Origin of the sequence: Methylocapsa acidiphila B2 (genome assembly GCF_000427445.1) — a bacterium.
Lineage (GTDB): Bacteria > Pseudomonadota > Alphaproteobacteria > Rhizobiales > Beijerinckiaceae > Methylocapsa > Methylocapsa acidiphila.
In genome coordinates this window covers 3,715,998-3,728,854 of record NZ_KE386496.1, presented here as the reverse complement: position 1 = coordinate 3,728,854, position 12,857 = coordinate 3,715,998, and the positions used below count along the sequence as shown (strand labels likewise).

The following is a 12,857-nucleotide window of genomic DNA, read 5'->3' as shown; positions in this document are numbered from 1 at the left end:
GGGCTCTGCGCTATGGCCCGCCGGCGCTCGTCATGCTCGCCCTTCTCGCCGGCTGGGAAGCCTTCGTCCGCCTCGACGACGTGCCGCCCTATATCCTGCCGTCGCCTATTCTCGTTCTCGAGACTCTGGCGGCCGACCGCGCGATCCTCCTGCCGGCGCTGTTTGAAACGCTGAAGGTCACCTTCGCCGCGCTCGCCGCCGCCGTGCTCGGCGGCGTCGGGCTCGCGCTTCTTTTCGCGCAATGGAAATGGATCGAGCGGTCCTTCCTGCCCGTCGCGGTCGTCCTCCAGGTCACGCCGATTGTCGCCATCGCGCCTCTGCTCCTGATCTATCTCGAACCCGCGACGGCGGTGCTCGTCTGCGCCTTTCTGGCCGCTTTTTTTCCCATCCTGTCGAACACGGCGCTCGGACTCGCCTCGGCCGATCGAAACCTCGTCGATCTGTTCGAGCTTTATCGCGCCTCGCGATGGCGGACGCTCCTGCTTTTGCGCCTGCCCTCGGCCCTGCCCTATTTCCTCGGGGGCTTGCGGATCGGCGGCGGCCTCGCGCTCATCGGCGCGATCGTCGCCGAGCTCGCCGCCGGCGCCGCGGGCCAAGGCGCGGGGCTCGCCTTCCGGATCATGGAGGCAGGCTACCGGCTGAACATCCCGCGCATGTTCGCGGGGCTCGCCCTGATCTCGCTCGCCGGAATCGCGATTTTCGCGGCGCTTTCGGCGCTGTCGGCCTGGCTCCTCGGCCGCTGGCATGAGAGCGCGCTCGGGCCGGAGCGGTAGGCGGCCCAAGCCGCGCCGCAAGGAACCGATCTTCGGCGACCGTCGCGGGGGTGGTTTGAATGTCGTCTTCTGCCCCCGATGCAGCATGTCCGCTCACGGCTATCGACGACCGGAGTTGAAAACATTACGCGGCTTCGCAACCGAAAGTTAACGGCGCGCATTCGCATAACGCGGCAATATGGAACCTTGGTTTGGACGCCGCTCCTTGCTGCGCTTGAAAATTCCCAGACGCGGGTTCACTCTCTATCGAGAGGCCCTACATTTTTATGATTCAATTTTAAAGGATTGGCGATGACGACTGTTTATGTGGAGGCTCGCCCTAAGGGTAGGCCAGAAGGAAGTGCAATCACTGATTATGTCGTTGAAGACCACGCGGATCATGTCCTTGCCACTTTCAAGACCCAAAAAGAGGCGATCGATTGGGCAAAACAAAACGGCCATAAGCCGCATGTGGCCCGCGTCCGCCATTTGAATAACAAGAAGAATCCTGATCACTGGCGGCCGGTTTAGTTGCTCCGAACACACGTCGGGATCGTCGATAATCTCAAAAGTGCGACGCACTTTTGATGCGTGGTGAGCCTCCGCAATCGCCCGATTCAGCTCTCAAATCAAAATCCTTTCCACCTCGTCGAGCGTGACTTCTTCCGCGCGGCGGTCATAGAGCTGCGTCGTGCGCGTGCTTGCATGGTTCGCCATCTGCGCGGCGCGTTCGAGCGTGCCGCCGTTCTTGAGATAGGCGGTGACGCCCGTCGCCCGGAACGTGTGATTGCCAACGCGCGTCGTGACGCCTGCGGCCTTGGCGCGTCTCTGGATCATCGCATAGGCGTTCGCTTGGGGCAGGGGATTGCCGGTCAGCTGGCCGGTCGCCCGGCTGTAGCTCTGGAACAAGAGCGCCTTCGGATCGGCTGCGAGGCCCGCGCCGTCGAGATATTCATGCAGGTAGGCCTCTAAATTGTGATGGCACGGCATGGCGTGCTCTTTGCCGCCCTTTTCGTGCAGCCGCACCCAGAGCCGCCGGTTCTGCGGGTATGCGTCTTCGACGCGCATGCCGATCGCCGCACCGATGCGAGCGAAGGAATAGACCATGAGCCCGATGAGCGCGCGGTCGCGGAGGCCTATGACGGTCGAGGCGTCGATCGCGTCGATGAGCTGGCACGCCTCGGCCGGATCGAGCACCGACGTCTTGCCGCGCCGCACGATATGGCGCGGCCCGCGCACGGCGGCGGCGGGATTGACCGGCATGATCTGGCCGATCACCATCCAATCGAACAAATGACGCAAGGCCGCCAGGCGCAATTTCGCGGTCGGCGCGGATCGCGCCCTTTGCAGCTCTTCGACATAGGCGGCGACATGCGCGCTCTCGATGGCCGCGAGCCGCGTCACGCCCTTCGCCTGAAGCCAGTCGAGGAATTCGACCGCCGCGCGCGCATAGGCGCGGCGCGTATTCGGGTTGCGGATGTTGGCGGTGAAGAATTCAAAGAAGCGGTAGGAGGCGCGCACACCGTCGGCGGCGATGAGGACGGGGACACACGGTCGGTGAAGGCGGCAAGCTGGTTCATGCAACCTCGCGCAAAGGCAATGCTCGCTTCTGGCGGTGCTCCCAAGTCTCGATCAGAAACAATGCGAGGGAACCAGCGGCGTTGACTGACAAACGGGCAATGCGAGCATCAAGTCGCCTAAATCCCTTTTCACGGCCATGCGCGTCACCGGCATGAGTGCGCAGCGCGCCTATACCCTTGGCGACAGATGTCAGGCCGCTGAGAACCTGACGAACGTCCGCTTCTATGTCGGAAGGAAGATCGGTTTTGCCGGGCGACAAGCCCAATGGCTCTTGGACGGCGCGAATCAGCCCATCAATATCTTTCTTCGGAGGTAGGGGCAGATTCAGTTCGATCAAAATCGAACGGCAGACGGACTCGATCAGCGAACAGGCCGCCGTTACTGTGTCCTCGGGATCATCGGTCAACCCCTGCTGTGCCCGGGCGATATCGCGCTGTACCGTATCGAAATCGAGCAGCGTCGTCTTTTCAATGATCGCGGCCACAATGGCTCCTGACGCTTGCCGCGTGACGAGCTGAGACTTGCCTCCTACAATCGTCAGAGCGAAGCCATCCGCCTCAAGAGCCCTATTGAGATGTTCGACGACGGCGTGAGCCTTCTCCGGTTCGGCCAAATAATCGTGAGGATCAGCAACCCGGTGCAAAACTCGGGTCAAGACTGCATCCCCGTTTTCTCCGCGCGCGACTTGCCGCAGGAATTCTGTGGTTGCTGGTACGCGCGAAGTCGCGCCGATGCGCATGTCGAGACCACAGTCGAGGAAAAACTGTTCGATCTTCGGGCCTGAACGATAGACCCCGACTGGCGGCGTCGAGTCGTTGCCCGCCCCGCCGGTGATGACATCAACGAGAGCCTTGATGACAAAAGGCGAAAAGCCAGACATGGCGAATCACTTTTAACGTATGTGATAAAAGACATTATCATATAGTAATGGCCCATGCGCAATCCTCGTCCCGCAAAGCGCTTTTCAAGAAGGCTTAGCCCTGCGGGGAGGGCGCGGCTTTAGGATTGGCGGTCGTCGCGGTCGAAGCTCGTCCACTCGATCCCGAACCCTTTGAACGAGCGAAAGCGCTCGCGCCGGCAACGCCGGCGGCGAGGGCTGCGGCCCTTCAAGGTGAGATAAAGGGAAACGAGCCCGACCACGCAGCTCGTCCAGTCCCGGATGTTGTTCAACATGCCGGCGTGGCGACTCGCATGGTGCGGACAATAAAAAACCCGCCTTGTGGGCGGGTCGGTGATGCGGCTCTTGCGCCGCGTTCGTCGACGCTAGGTCCTGTTGACAAATATGCGCATCCAGATCCTGATCGCGGCGATTTGGACGAACCCGAGATAGCTGGCTGCGGTTTTGTCGTAGCGGGTTGCGAGGCGCCGAGAGTTTTTGAGCTTGTTGAAGCAACGCTCGACGCGGTTGCGCAAGGCATAGATGTGACTGTCGATCTGGATTTGGATCTTGCGGTTTCGGCGCGTCGGAATGATGGCCGCAGCGCCTGTTTTCTCCAGCGTTTCGCGAATATGATCGGAATCATAACCACGATCGGCGAGCAGGACTTTGGCCTCAGGTCCTTCCGCTTCCATCAAGGGGGCGAAGCCCGAATAATCCGAGACCTCGCCTGCGGTGATCTTTGCGGCTATCGGCAGTCCTTCGCCGTTCGTGCGGAGGTGAATCTTTGTCGTGAAGCCACCTCTCGAGCGGCCAAGACCCTGACGCGGAGTCCCCCTTTAGCGCCGGCGGCGCAGTGATGCGCCCGGATGATGGTCGAGTCGATCATCTGGACGGTCTCGCCAACGCCCTCGGTTTCATTCAGGGCTTCCAGAAGGAGCTCCCACAGCCCACTGAGAGTCCAGCGCCGGAACTGCCGATAGACCGACGACCATTTGCCGAAATGCTCGTGCAGGTCCCGCCATTGCGCGCCGGTGCGGGCAATCCAGAAAATCCCATCGAGAACGAGGCGGTGGTCCTTCGGCCGTCGCCCGCTATGCGCGCCGCGAACCGTCACGAACGGCTCGAAACACGCCCATTCCTCATCCGACATCAATCCCCGAATCAAGCCCGCCTCCTTCCGAAAGCGACCTTGAATCAGAACCTTACCCTAATGGGAATCCTATTTGTCAACGGGACCTAGGTCGAACGAATCCTTTTGATCCTGAGATTTACACTATCAAATTCCAAACGCAGGACAAAGCGTCTTCCGGCAGGGCGCAGGGCTCGATGATGATTTTGATTTTCCGAAATTATATCGGTACGGGAGAGAAGCCAAGCAGCAGTATCCATTGCACCTGAGTTTTGCACCAAAAAAGCTTTTTGAAGTCAATGCTATCTTCTTTGAGCATCATTCTTAAATTATGCACGTGGGACCGGCCCGTTATGTCTTCCGATGGCGCAACTCGGCTCCCGTTCATTTCGATTCGACTGTCTAGGACTCGCCCGATCCAAGACAGCCGAGCTGCTTCCTCGACGCCGATATGGCGCGGCGCGTCAGACTGCGCTATGAAGCGCCGCCGCGTTCGCGCGGCGATCCAACCGCTTCCGTCCGTCGAGCCAAACGATCGCCCGGCCCTTTTTTTGAGAGTTTTCATGAGAGCAAGCCGCTTCGACATTCTTGGCCTCGGCAATGCGATTGTCGATGTGATCAGCCGGACCGACGATGACTTCCTCGCCGCCCAAGGCCTGAACAAAGGCGGGATGGCGCTGATCGACGAGGCCCGCGCCGAAGAACTCTACAGGGCCATGGGGCAGGCGACCGTCATTTCCGGAGGCTCGGCCGCCAATACGATCATCGGCATGGCGGGCCTCGGCTGCCGCGCCGCTTTCATCGGCAAGCTCAAAGACGATGAACTCGGCGGCCTTTTCGCGCATGACATCCGCGCCGCCAAAGTCGATTTCTCCACCAATTTTTCATTTGATGGCCCAGCGAGCGCGCGGTGCCTAGTTCTCGTTACGCCTGACGGCCAACGCACCATGAACACGTTTCTCGGCGCGAGCCAGAATCTGACCGAGAGCGACGTCGATGAAGAGCGGGTGAAGGACGCTCGCTTCATCTATCTCGAAGGCTATTTATGGGACCCGCCGGAGGCCAAGGCGGCTTTTGTCAAAGCCGCGAAAATCGCGCGCGGCGCTGGGCGCAAGGTGGCTTTGTCTTTGTCCGATTCCTTTTGCGTCGATCGCTATCGCGACGAATTCATCGGGCTCATTCGGTCGGGTTCGGTTCAGATTCTCTTCGCGAATGAAAGCGAACTCCACTCGCTCTATCAGACCGCCGATTTTGACACGGCGCTCGGACAGCTCCGCGCGGAAAAAATCCTCGGCGTTGTGACCCGCTCGGAAAAAGGCTCCGTCGTCGTGACAGGCGACGAGATCCTGACGGCCCCCGCCGCGCCGGTTGAGGCGGTCGTCGACACGACCGGCGCCGGCGACTTATTCGCGGCTGGATTCCTCGCGGGACTAGCCAAGGACAAGGATCTCGCGATCTGCGCCAGGCTCGGCGCGCTCGCGGCGGCCGAGGTCATTCAGCACATTGGCGCGCGGCCCCAAGCCGATCTGGCGCAGCTCGCCGCGCAAAGCGGGGTCACGCTGTAAGGAGCTTTTCAAGGGGTGTGAAATCCCACAAGACCAGTCCCGGCATCGTCCTACTTCAGAAGCACGCCGCCTGCGAAAACCGCGAGGCGGACAGTCCTGAGGAGAAAGACGATGAAAATTCTGAAAATCACGCTTTTTGGCGCTGCGCTGGTCTTGGCTGCGCCCGCTTTCGCCACTTACGCGGCGCCCGAGGGCAACGGCCATGTCGGCGACACGGCTTCATATGCCGCGCCAGAAGGCAATGGCCATGTCGACACCGCGTCCTACGCGGCGCCCGAAGGCAATGGCCACGTCGGCGACACGGCCTGATCGCGGCCCGGACGAATCGCGAAAGCGTCGAACGATAGATCTTTAGAAGATCTTGGACTCAACCAAACCCCGCTGAGATCCTGTTTCGATTAGTGATCGAAACAGGATCGGCTTACCCGAATTTCGGAGCCGGACGGGGGAGAGGCGATCGATTTCGAGCCACGCGGAGCGCAGCCATGAAAAAAACATCTAAAATTTTGCTGGCGGGATTAATCGTCGTCGGACTGGCCGTGACGAGCGTGATCGCCACCTGCATGGCGATACGCCACCCCTCGCCCCCTGCGATCATCGGAGCGGATGCCGCCTTCACGCCCGCTTATGGCAAGCCTTTGCTGAACTAACGCGGGGACAATTCGACCAAACCGTGAGACGCCCAGCCGAGGGAATTTGCGCTTTTTCCCGGAAGCCCAAGACTTCTAAATCTTGAGCGCGGCTTTCAGCTCGAGCAATTGGTCGCGCTTTTCCGTCGCGAGCCGGCGCGCCTCGTCGGATTTCGCATCGGCGACGTCTTCTTCCGCATCCTTGACGTCGGCGGCGAGCCTCGTGGCGTCAAATTCGTCGAGCGGAATCGCACGCTCGGCGAGGATCGTGAAACCGCCCGGCGCGACATCGGCAAAGCCGCCGCGCACGAAATAGCGGAGCTTGGTCGCCGGCGCGGCGCTGATCTCGACGACGCCCGGCTTCAAGGTGGACATCAAAGGCGCATGATCCTTGAGAACCGTGAACTCGCCCTCGACGCCAGCGACGACCACGGAGTCGACGTCACCGGAAAAGACGAGTTTTTCGGGCGAAACGAGTTCGAAGTGAAAAGCCGCCATGTCGCATCCTTGAATGTAAATTCACGCCTCGAGTCGCACCATATGAAGCGACTCGAGGACATAGGGCCAAAAGCTCTTAGGCGGCTTCGGCCGCGAGGCGTTGGGCCTTCTCGATCGCCTCGTCGATGGAGCCGACCATGTAGAAGGCCGCCTCCGGCAGATGATCATAGGCGCCATCGACGAGGCCCTTGAAGCCCTTGATCGTGTCGGCGAGGGAGACGAGCTTGCCGGGAGAGCCGGTGAAGACCTCGGCGACATGGAACGGCTGCGACAGGAAGCGCTCGATCTTGCGGGCGCGGGCGACCGTCAGCTTATCTTCTTCCGACAATTCATCCATGCCGAGAATGGCGATAATGTCCTGCAAGCCCTTGTAGCGCTGCAACAGCTGCTGAACCTGGCGCGCGACGGCGTAATGCTCATCGCCGACGATCAGCGGCGACAGCATGCGCGAGGTCGAGTCGAGCGGATCGACCGCCGGATAAATGCCCTTTTCCGCGATGGTGCGCGACAGAACGGTCGTCGCGTCCAGATGGGCGAAGGAGGTGGCGGGCGCCGGATCGGTCAAATCGTCGGCGGGCACGTAAATGGCCTGCACCGAAGTGATCGAGCCCTTGGTCGTGGTGGTGATGCGTTCTTGAAGCGCGCCCATGTCCGTCGCAAGAGTCGGTTGATACCCGACCGCCGAAGGAATGCGGCCGAGCAGCGCCGACATTTCCGAGCCCGCCTGAGTGAAGCGGAAAATATTGTCGACGAAGAACAACACGTCCTGGCCTTTGTCGCGGAAATCCTCGGCGACTGTCAGGCCGGTCAGGGCGACTCGGGCGCGAGCCCCCGGAGGCTCGCTCATCTGGCCATATATCAAGGCGCATTTCGAGCCCGCCGCAGAACCGCTATGTTCGCGCGGATCCAGGTTCACCTTGGATTCGATCATTTCGTGATAAAGGTCATTGCCTTCGCGCGTGCGCTCGCCGACGCCTGCGAAAACCGAATAGCCGCCATGAGCCTTGGCGATATTGTTGATCAGCTCCATGATCAACACCGTCTTGCCAACGCCTGCGCCGCCGAACAGGCCGACCTTTCCACCCTTCGCGTAGGGGGCGAGAAGATCGACGACCTTGATGCCGGTCACGAGGATTTGCGCTTCCGTCGCCTGCTCCGCATAAGAGGGTGCCGGCTGATGAATTCCACGATGGTCTGGGGTCGTGATGGGGCCGGCCTCATCAACCGGTTCGCCGATCACATTCATGATGCGGCCGAGGCATGCCTCGCCGACCGGCACCGTGATCGGCGCGCCAGTATCCGTCACCGCCTGTCCGCGCGTAAGGCCCTCGGAAACGTCCATCGCGAGACACCGGACCGAGTTTTCGCCTAGGTGCTGCGCGACCTCGAGGACGAGACGGTTGCCCCCGTTATCGGTTTCGAGCGCATTGAGGATTTCCGGCAGATGGCCCTCGAACTTCACGTCGACGACGGCGCCGATGACCTGCGTGACGTAGCCTGTGGGCGTATTGGGTGCGGCGTCAGCCATGGTTCGTCCTCTTGATGTCTTTAATGCTCAAAGCGCTTCGGCGCCGGAGATGATCTCGATCAGTTCCTTGGTGATCATCGCCTGGCGCGAGCGGTTGTATTTCATCGTTTGCTTTTTGATCATTTCGCCGGCGTTGCGCGAGGCGTTGTCCATCGCGCTCATGCGCGCGCCCTGCTCGGACGCTGCGTTTTCCAGCAAGGCCCGCAGGACCTGGATCGAGATGTTGCGCGGCAGAAGGGTCGCGAGAATCTCTTCCTCGTCCGGCTCGTAGTCATAGACGGCCTGAGGCGCCGCGCCATTGGCTGCGCCGCCAAGCGCGAGCGGAATCAGCTGCTGCGCCGTCGGGATTTGGGCGATGACCGATCTGAAACGCGAGAAGAATAGGGTGCAGACATCGAACTCGCCAGCCTCGAACATGGAGACGATCTTGCGCCCGATGGCGTCGGCGTTGTCGAAGCCGAGCGAGCGAACGCCGCGAAGATCGACGACCTCGATGATCTGCCGCTCGAACTGCCGGCGGAGAAGATCATTGCCCTTCTTGCCGACGCAGAGGATCTTGACCGTCTTGCCCTGCCCCGCGAGCGAGATCGCGGCGTCGCGCGCGAGCCGCGCGATCGAGGAGTTGAACGCGCCGCAAAGCCCGCGTTCCGCCGTGCAGACGACCAAAAGATGGACATTGTCCCTGCCGGTCCCGGCGAGGAGCGCCGGCGCCGGCGAGCCATCGCCGATCTTGGAGGCGAGGCTCGCCAAGACCTTGTCCATCAGCTCGGCATAGGGGCGCGCGGCCTCGGCCGCGTTTTGCGCGCGCCGCAGTTTCGCCGCCGCGACCATTTGCATGGCCTTGGTGATCTTCTGCGTCGCCTTGACGGAGGCGATCCGGTTGCGCAGGTCCTTCAACGAGGGCATGGTCTGTCCACTCTATGTCTCGACGTCGCGCTTGGCGATCAGGCGAAGTTCTTGGCGTAATTTTCGACGATCGACTTGAGCTTCGCAGCAGAGTCGTCCGACAGATCCTTCGAGGCGCGGATCGTCTCGAGCAGATCGGCATGCGCCGTGCGCACCAGCGCCAGGAGCCCCTCTTCGAAGGCCCGCACGCGGTTGACCGGGAAGGCGTCGAGATAGCCGTTGACCCCGGCGTAGATCACGACGACCTGCTCCTCGATCTTCAGCGGCGAGAACTGCGGCTGCTTCAGCAACTCGGTGAGGCGGGAGCCGCGCGCGAGCAGACGCTGCGTCGTGGCGTCGAGATCGGAGCCGAACTGGGCGAAGGCCGCCATCTCGCGATATTGGGCGAGCTCGCCTTTGATCTTGCCGGCGACTTTCTTCATCGACTTCGTCTGCGCCGAAGAGCCGACGCGCGACACCGAGAGGCCGACGTTCACGGCCGGCCGGACGCCCTGGTAGAACAGATCTGTCTCGAGGAAGATCTGGCCGTCGGTGATCGAGATGACGTTCGTCGGAATATAGGCCGAGACGTCGTTGGCTTGCGTTTCGATCACGGGCAGAGCGGTGAGCGAGCCGGCGCCATTCGCGTCATTGAGCTTGGCGGCGCGCTCGAGCAGGCGTGAATGCAGATAGAAGACGTCGCCCGGATAGGCCTCGCGTCCCGGCGGGCGGCGCAGCAGCAGCGACATCTGCCGATAGGCGACAGCCTGCTTGGAGAGATCATCATAGATGATCAGCGCATGCATCGCGTTGTCGCGGAAATACTCGCCCATGGCGCAGCCGGCGAAGGGCGCCAAGAACTGCATGGGGGCCGGATCCGAAGCGGTCGCCGCGATGACGATGGAATATTGAAGGGCGCCCTGCTCTTCCAGAACCTTCACGAATTGCGCGACCGTCGAGCGCTTTTGCCCGACCGCGACATAGACGCAATAGAGCTTGGCGAACTCGTCCGTGCCCTGATTCAACGGCTTCTGGTTGAGGATGGCGTCGAGCGCGACCGCGGTCTTGCCGGTCTGACGATCGCCGATGATCAGCTCGCGTTGGCCGCGGCCGATCGGGATCAAGGCGTCGATCGCCTTGAGGCCGGTGGACATGGGCTCATGCACCGACTTACGCGGGATGATGCCCGGAGCCTTGACGTCGACGCGGGCGCGCAGCGAAGCGTTGATCGGTCCCTTGCCGTCGATCGGATTGCCGAGCGCGTCGACCACGCGGCCGAGCAATTCCTTGCCGACCGGCACGTCGACGATGGCGCCGGTGCGCTTGACCGTCTGGCCTTCCTTAATGTCGCGGTCGGCGCCGAAAATGACGATGCCGACATTGTCGACCTCGAGATTCAAGGCCATGCCGCGAATGCCGTTCTCGAACTCCACCATCTCGCCGGCCTGGACATTATCCAAGCCGTAGACGCGGGCGATGCCGTCGCCGACGGAGAGAACCTGGCCGACCTCGGTGACAGCCGCTTCGTTGCCGAAATTGGCGATCTCGTTCTTGAGGATTGCGGAAATTTCTGCGGCGCGGATATCCATCAGCCGACCTCTTTCATGCGTGTGCGGATCGAATTGAGTTTTGTCTTCAGGGAGCTGTCGATCATGCGCGAGCCCAATTGCACGATGAGCCCGCCGATGATCGCCGGATCGACCTTGACGTCGATTTCGACGCTCTTGCCTCCAGCGACCTCGAGGAGCGCAGCCTTCAAGGCCTCGACATGCTCGTCCTTGAGCGGCTCGGCGACCGTGACGGAGGCGCGGGCGAGCCCTTTGGCGTGATCGTTCAGGATGTTGAAATCGCGGATCATGTCCTCGACGGCGAAGAGCCGGCGCTTGGAGGCGATCAGCTTGAGAAACTTGGCGGCCGCGCCGCCGATCTCGGCCTTGTCGAGGATGGCGCCGAGGGCCCGGACCTGCTCCGCGGCGGTGAAGACCGGGCTCTTGACGAAGCGCGCGAGATTGGCGCTCGATTCGATCAGGCCTAAAAATTGCGCCAGATCGGCTGCGACCTGATCGGTCGCGCCCGTCTCTTGCGCCAGAGCGAAGAGCGCCTCGGCGTAGCGTCCCGCCATTCCGGAAACGAGTGTTTCTTGCTTCGCCAACGCCGGTCCCCAAAATCCTTGCGCCCGCACGCGCCAATCGGTCCGGCTCTTCGCGGCCGACTGCGCAAAACCCCATGAGCTGCGGGCTGAAGTGAATACGGGGAAGGCCGCAAAGAACAAAGCGTCCAGATCCCCGAAGGCAGCGGTCCCTAACATAGAGCTTTTTGCAGCGCAACCCTAACAGAGACGAATGCCTCGCTTGTAATTGCCGCGATCAACGTCGGCGCATCGAATGAGTCACCGCGCGTTGCGCGCCGCATTCGCAATCGTCCAAAGGGCGCGCATCGCAATTGCTTGCGACAGGCCCGGCTCGCGCCGCGCCCTGCCGATCGCCTCGGCGAGCAGTTCGACCGCGCGCAAAAGCCGCGCCGAGGTCCAGGCGCGCAAATGCTGATCGAATGCGCCGGGACGCCGCCATCCGCCGGCGCCTGCGTCCTGCGACGCATTTGGGGCCTCCAAGTCGAGACGGGCCCGATGCAAGGTCAAGCCGTGACGCAAGGCCGCGCCGAGGAGCTGGTTATAATCGCCGCCCTCATGGAAGACGCGGCGCGCGCCGGCCTCGAGCGCCGCCAGATCGCCTTGAAACGCCGCGTTGACGGCCTGGTCCTGCACAAGGCTCGAAGCGTCCGAGACGATGGCCGCAACGTGATCGACGTTGATTTCGCCGTCGCCATGGGCGTAGAGCGTAAGCTTGGCAATTTCTGAGCGCGTCGATGAGCGATCCTGACCGAGCAAGGAGGCCAAGAGCGCCCGGGCGTCAGGCGCGATCGACAGCCCGGCGGCGGCGATCTCAGCGTCGATCAACTGGCCGACCTCCTTGGGAGAATCCGGATAGCATTCGATCGCCGCGGCGTTTTTCTCGCGCTCGCAAAGCTTTCGCAGCGGCGCGTCCTTTTTCAGGGCGCCGGCTTCGATCACGATGGCGCAGTCGCGCGGCGGCGCCGCAAGCACTGCCTCAATCGCGGCGATGAAGGATTTCCCCTGGGCCTCGATCGCGATCGCCCGCCTTCCCCCGAAAAGCGGGATTGTGTTGGCCTCGTCCGCGAGCCGGAGCGGATCGGCGGCGAGATCGTCCCCCGAAAGGCGAACCAGCTGAAACGGGTCCTTGGGGTCGTCGACCGCCGCGCGGATCAGCGCCCGCCGACGTTCCGCGACGAGCCCGACGTCGGGGCCAAACACAAGATAAAGAAATACATGGGCGGGAGGACGGCCTAGAAAACGGTCAGCCTCGTAGGATTTGACCGCGACCATGCGAGGG

The 12,857-nt window shown here is 62.0% G+C and carries 15 protein-coding genes; 5 read left to right on the top strand and 10 right to left on the bottom strand.

The window, feature by feature from the left end; genetic code table 11:
- The first annotated feature begins 32 nt into the window (after window positions 1-32).
- Window positions 33-773: an ABC transporter permease gene (locus METAC_RS0120535; RefSeq protein ID WP_084144071.1), complete on the top strand. Its 741-nt coding sequence runs from the start codon at window positions 33-35 to the stop codon at window positions 771-773.
- A 291-nt stretch (window positions 774-1,064) separates the two neighbouring features.
- Window positions 1,065-1,283 carry a hypothetical protein gene (locus METAC_RS26065; protein ID WP_084143836.1) on the top strand — a complete coding sequence of 73 codons (219 nt, stop codon included), beginning with the start codon at window positions 1,065-1,067 and terminating at the stop codon, window positions 1,281-1,283.
- Window positions 1,284-1,376: 93 nt separating this feature from the next.
- Here METAC_RS26065 and METAC_RS0120525 read toward each other — a convergent pair whose 3' ends face one another.
- The 4 genes from METAC_RS0120525 to METAC_RS26060 form a co-directional block, all read right to left on the bottom strand.
- On the bottom strand, window positions 1,377-2,273 hold the full coding sequence (locus METAC_RS0120525; RefSeq protein ID WP_245257533.1) for a tyrosine-type recombinase/integrase: 897 nt from the start codon (window positions 2,271-2,273) through the stop codon (window positions 1,377-1,379).
- Between the two features lie 55 nt (window positions 2,274-2,328).
- Window positions 2,329-3,213 (bottom strand): abortive infection family protein, encoded by an 885-nt coding sequence (locus tag METAC_RS0120520; protein WP_026608456.1) that lies wholly within the window; start codon window positions 3,211-3,213, stop codon window positions 2,329-2,331.
- A 119-nt stretch (window positions 3,214-3,332) separates the two neighbouring features.
- A complete protein-coding gene (locus tag METAC_RS26650) occupies window positions 3,333-3,506 on the bottom strand; it encodes a hypothetical protein (protein ID WP_156898294.1) in 174 nt (57 codons plus the stop codon).
- Between the two features lie 90 nt (window positions 3,507-3,596).
- Window positions 3,597-4,363 (bottom strand): IS5 family transposase gene (locus METAC_RS26060; protein ID WP_245257393.1). Its coding sequence is split into 2 segments (ribosomal slippage): window positions 3,597-4,051 and window positions 4,051-4,363, totalling 768 coding nucleotides; the frame shifts between segments, so codons are not numbered across the junction.
- Between the two features lie 542 nt (window positions 4,364-4,905).
- Between METAC_RS26060 and METAC_RS0120495 the strand changes: the two genes are divergently transcribed.
- The 3 genes from METAC_RS0120495 (at window position 4,906) to METAC_RS26645 (ending at window position 6,557) form a co-directional block, all read left to right on the top strand.
- On the top strand, window positions 4,906-5,907 hold the full coding sequence (locus METAC_RS0120495) for an adenosine kinase (protein ID WP_026608455.1): 1,002 nt from the start codon (window positions 4,906-4,908) through the stop codon (window positions 5,905-5,907).
- Between the two features lie 111 nt (window positions 5,908-6,018).
- Window positions 6,019-6,216, top strand: coding sequence for a hypothetical protein (locus tag METAC_RS0120490; RefSeq protein ID WP_026608454.1), 198 nt, complete (start codon window positions 6,019-6,021; stop codon window positions 6,214-6,216).
- Window positions 6,217-6,392: 176 nt separating this feature from the next.
- Entirely contained in the window at window positions 6,393-6,557 is a 165-nt protein-coding gene (locus METAC_RS26645) for a hypothetical protein (protein WP_156898293.1), read from the top strand.
- Between the two features lie 75 nt (window positions 6,558-6,632).
- Here METAC_RS26645 and METAC_RS0120480 read toward each other — a convergent pair whose 3' ends face one another.
- From METAC_RS0120480 to holA, 6 genes are all read right to left on the bottom strand, one after another.
- A complete protein-coding gene (locus tag METAC_RS0120480; protein WP_026608453.1) occupies window positions 6,633-7,034 on the bottom strand; it encodes a F0F1 ATP synthase subunit epsilon in 402 nt (133 codons plus the stop codon).
- A 76-nt stretch (window positions 7,035-7,110) separates the two neighbouring features.
- A complete protein-coding gene (gene atpD, locus METAC_RS0120475; RefSeq protein WP_026608452.1) occupies window positions 7,111-8,562 on the bottom strand; it encodes a F0F1 ATP synthase subunit beta in 1,452 nt (483 codons plus the stop codon).
- A 27-nt stretch (window positions 8,563-8,589) separates the two neighbouring features.
- Window positions 8,590-9,468, bottom strand: coding sequence for a F0F1 ATP synthase subunit gamma (locus METAC_RS0120470; protein WP_026608451.1), 879 nt, complete (start codon window positions 9,466-9,468; stop codon window positions 8,590-8,592).
- Window positions 9,469-9,506: 38 nt separating this feature from the next.
- Window positions 9,507-11,036: a F0F1 ATP synthase subunit alpha gene (atpA, locus tag METAC_RS0120465; RefSeq protein WP_026608450.1), complete on the bottom strand. Its 1,530-nt coding sequence runs from the start codon at window positions 11,034-11,036 to the stop codon at window positions 9,507-9,509.
- Window positions 11,036-11,599 carry a F0F1 ATP synthase subunit delta gene (locus tag METAC_RS0120460; RefSeq protein ID WP_026608449.1) on the bottom strand — a complete coding sequence of 188 codons (564 nt, stop codon included), beginning with the start codon at window positions 11,597-11,599 and terminating at the stop codon, window positions 11,036-11,038. Before METAC_RS0120460 ends, atpA begins: the two co-directional genes overlap by 1 nt.
- Window positions 11,600-11,836: 237 nt before the next feature.
- Window positions 11,837-12,850, bottom strand: coding sequence for a DNA polymerase III subunit delta (gene holA / locus METAC_RS0120455; RefSeq protein WP_026608448.1), 1,014 nt, complete (start codon window positions 12,848-12,850; stop codon window positions 11,837-11,839).
- Between the last annotated feature and the right edge of the window lie 7 nt (window positions 12,851-12,857).

Bases quoted from the DNA above. Each gene is read 5' to 3' on its own strand.
- METAC_RS0120495 (WP_026608455.1), top strand. From the start codon at position 4,906: ATGAGAGCAAGCCGCTTCGACATTCTTGGCCTCGGCAATGCGATTGTC.
- METAC_RS0120535 (WP_084144071.1), top strand. From the start codon at position 33: ATGCTCGCCCTTCTCGCCGGCTGGGAAGCCTTCGTCCGCCTCGACGAC.
- METAC_RS0120470 (WP_026608451.1), bottom strand. From the start codon at position 9,468: ATGCCCTCGTTGAAGGACCTGCGCAACCGGATCGCCTCCGTCAAGGCG.
- METAC_RS26065 (WP_084143836.1), top strand. From the start codon at position 1,065: ATGACGACTGTTTATGTGGAGGCTCGCCCTAAGGGTAGGCCAGAAGGA.
- METAC_RS0120480 (WP_026608453.1), bottom strand. From the start codon at position 7,034: ATGGCGGCTTTTCACTTCGAACTCGTTTCGCCCGAAAAACTCGTCTTT.
- METAC_RS0120490 (WP_026608454.1), top strand. From the start codon at position 6,019: ATGAAAATTCTGAAAATCACGCTTTTTGGCGCTGCGCTGGTCTTGGCT.
- atpD (WP_026608452.1), bottom strand. From the start codon at position 8,562: ATGGCTGACGCCGCACCCAATACGCCCACAGGCTACGTCACGCAGGTC.
- METAC_RS0120520 (WP_026608456.1), bottom strand. From the start codon at position 3,213: ATGTCTGGCTTTTCGCCTTTTGTCATCAAGGCTCTCGTTGATGTCATC.
- METAC_RS26650 (WP_156898294.1), bottom strand. From the start codon at position 3,506: ATGTTGAACAACATCCGGGACTGGACGAGCTGCGTGGTCGGGCTCGTT.
- atpA (WP_026608450.1), bottom strand. From the start codon at position 11,036: ATGGATATCCGCGCCGCAGAAATTTCCGCAATCCTCAAGAACGAGATC.
- holA (WP_026608448.1), bottom strand. From the start codon at position 12,850: ATGGTCGCGGTCAAATCCTACGAGGCTGACCGTTTTCTAGGCCGTCCT.
- METAC_RS26645 (WP_156898293.1), top strand. From the start codon at position 6,393: ATGAAAAAAACATCTAAAATTTTGCTGGCGGGATTAATCGTCGTCGGA.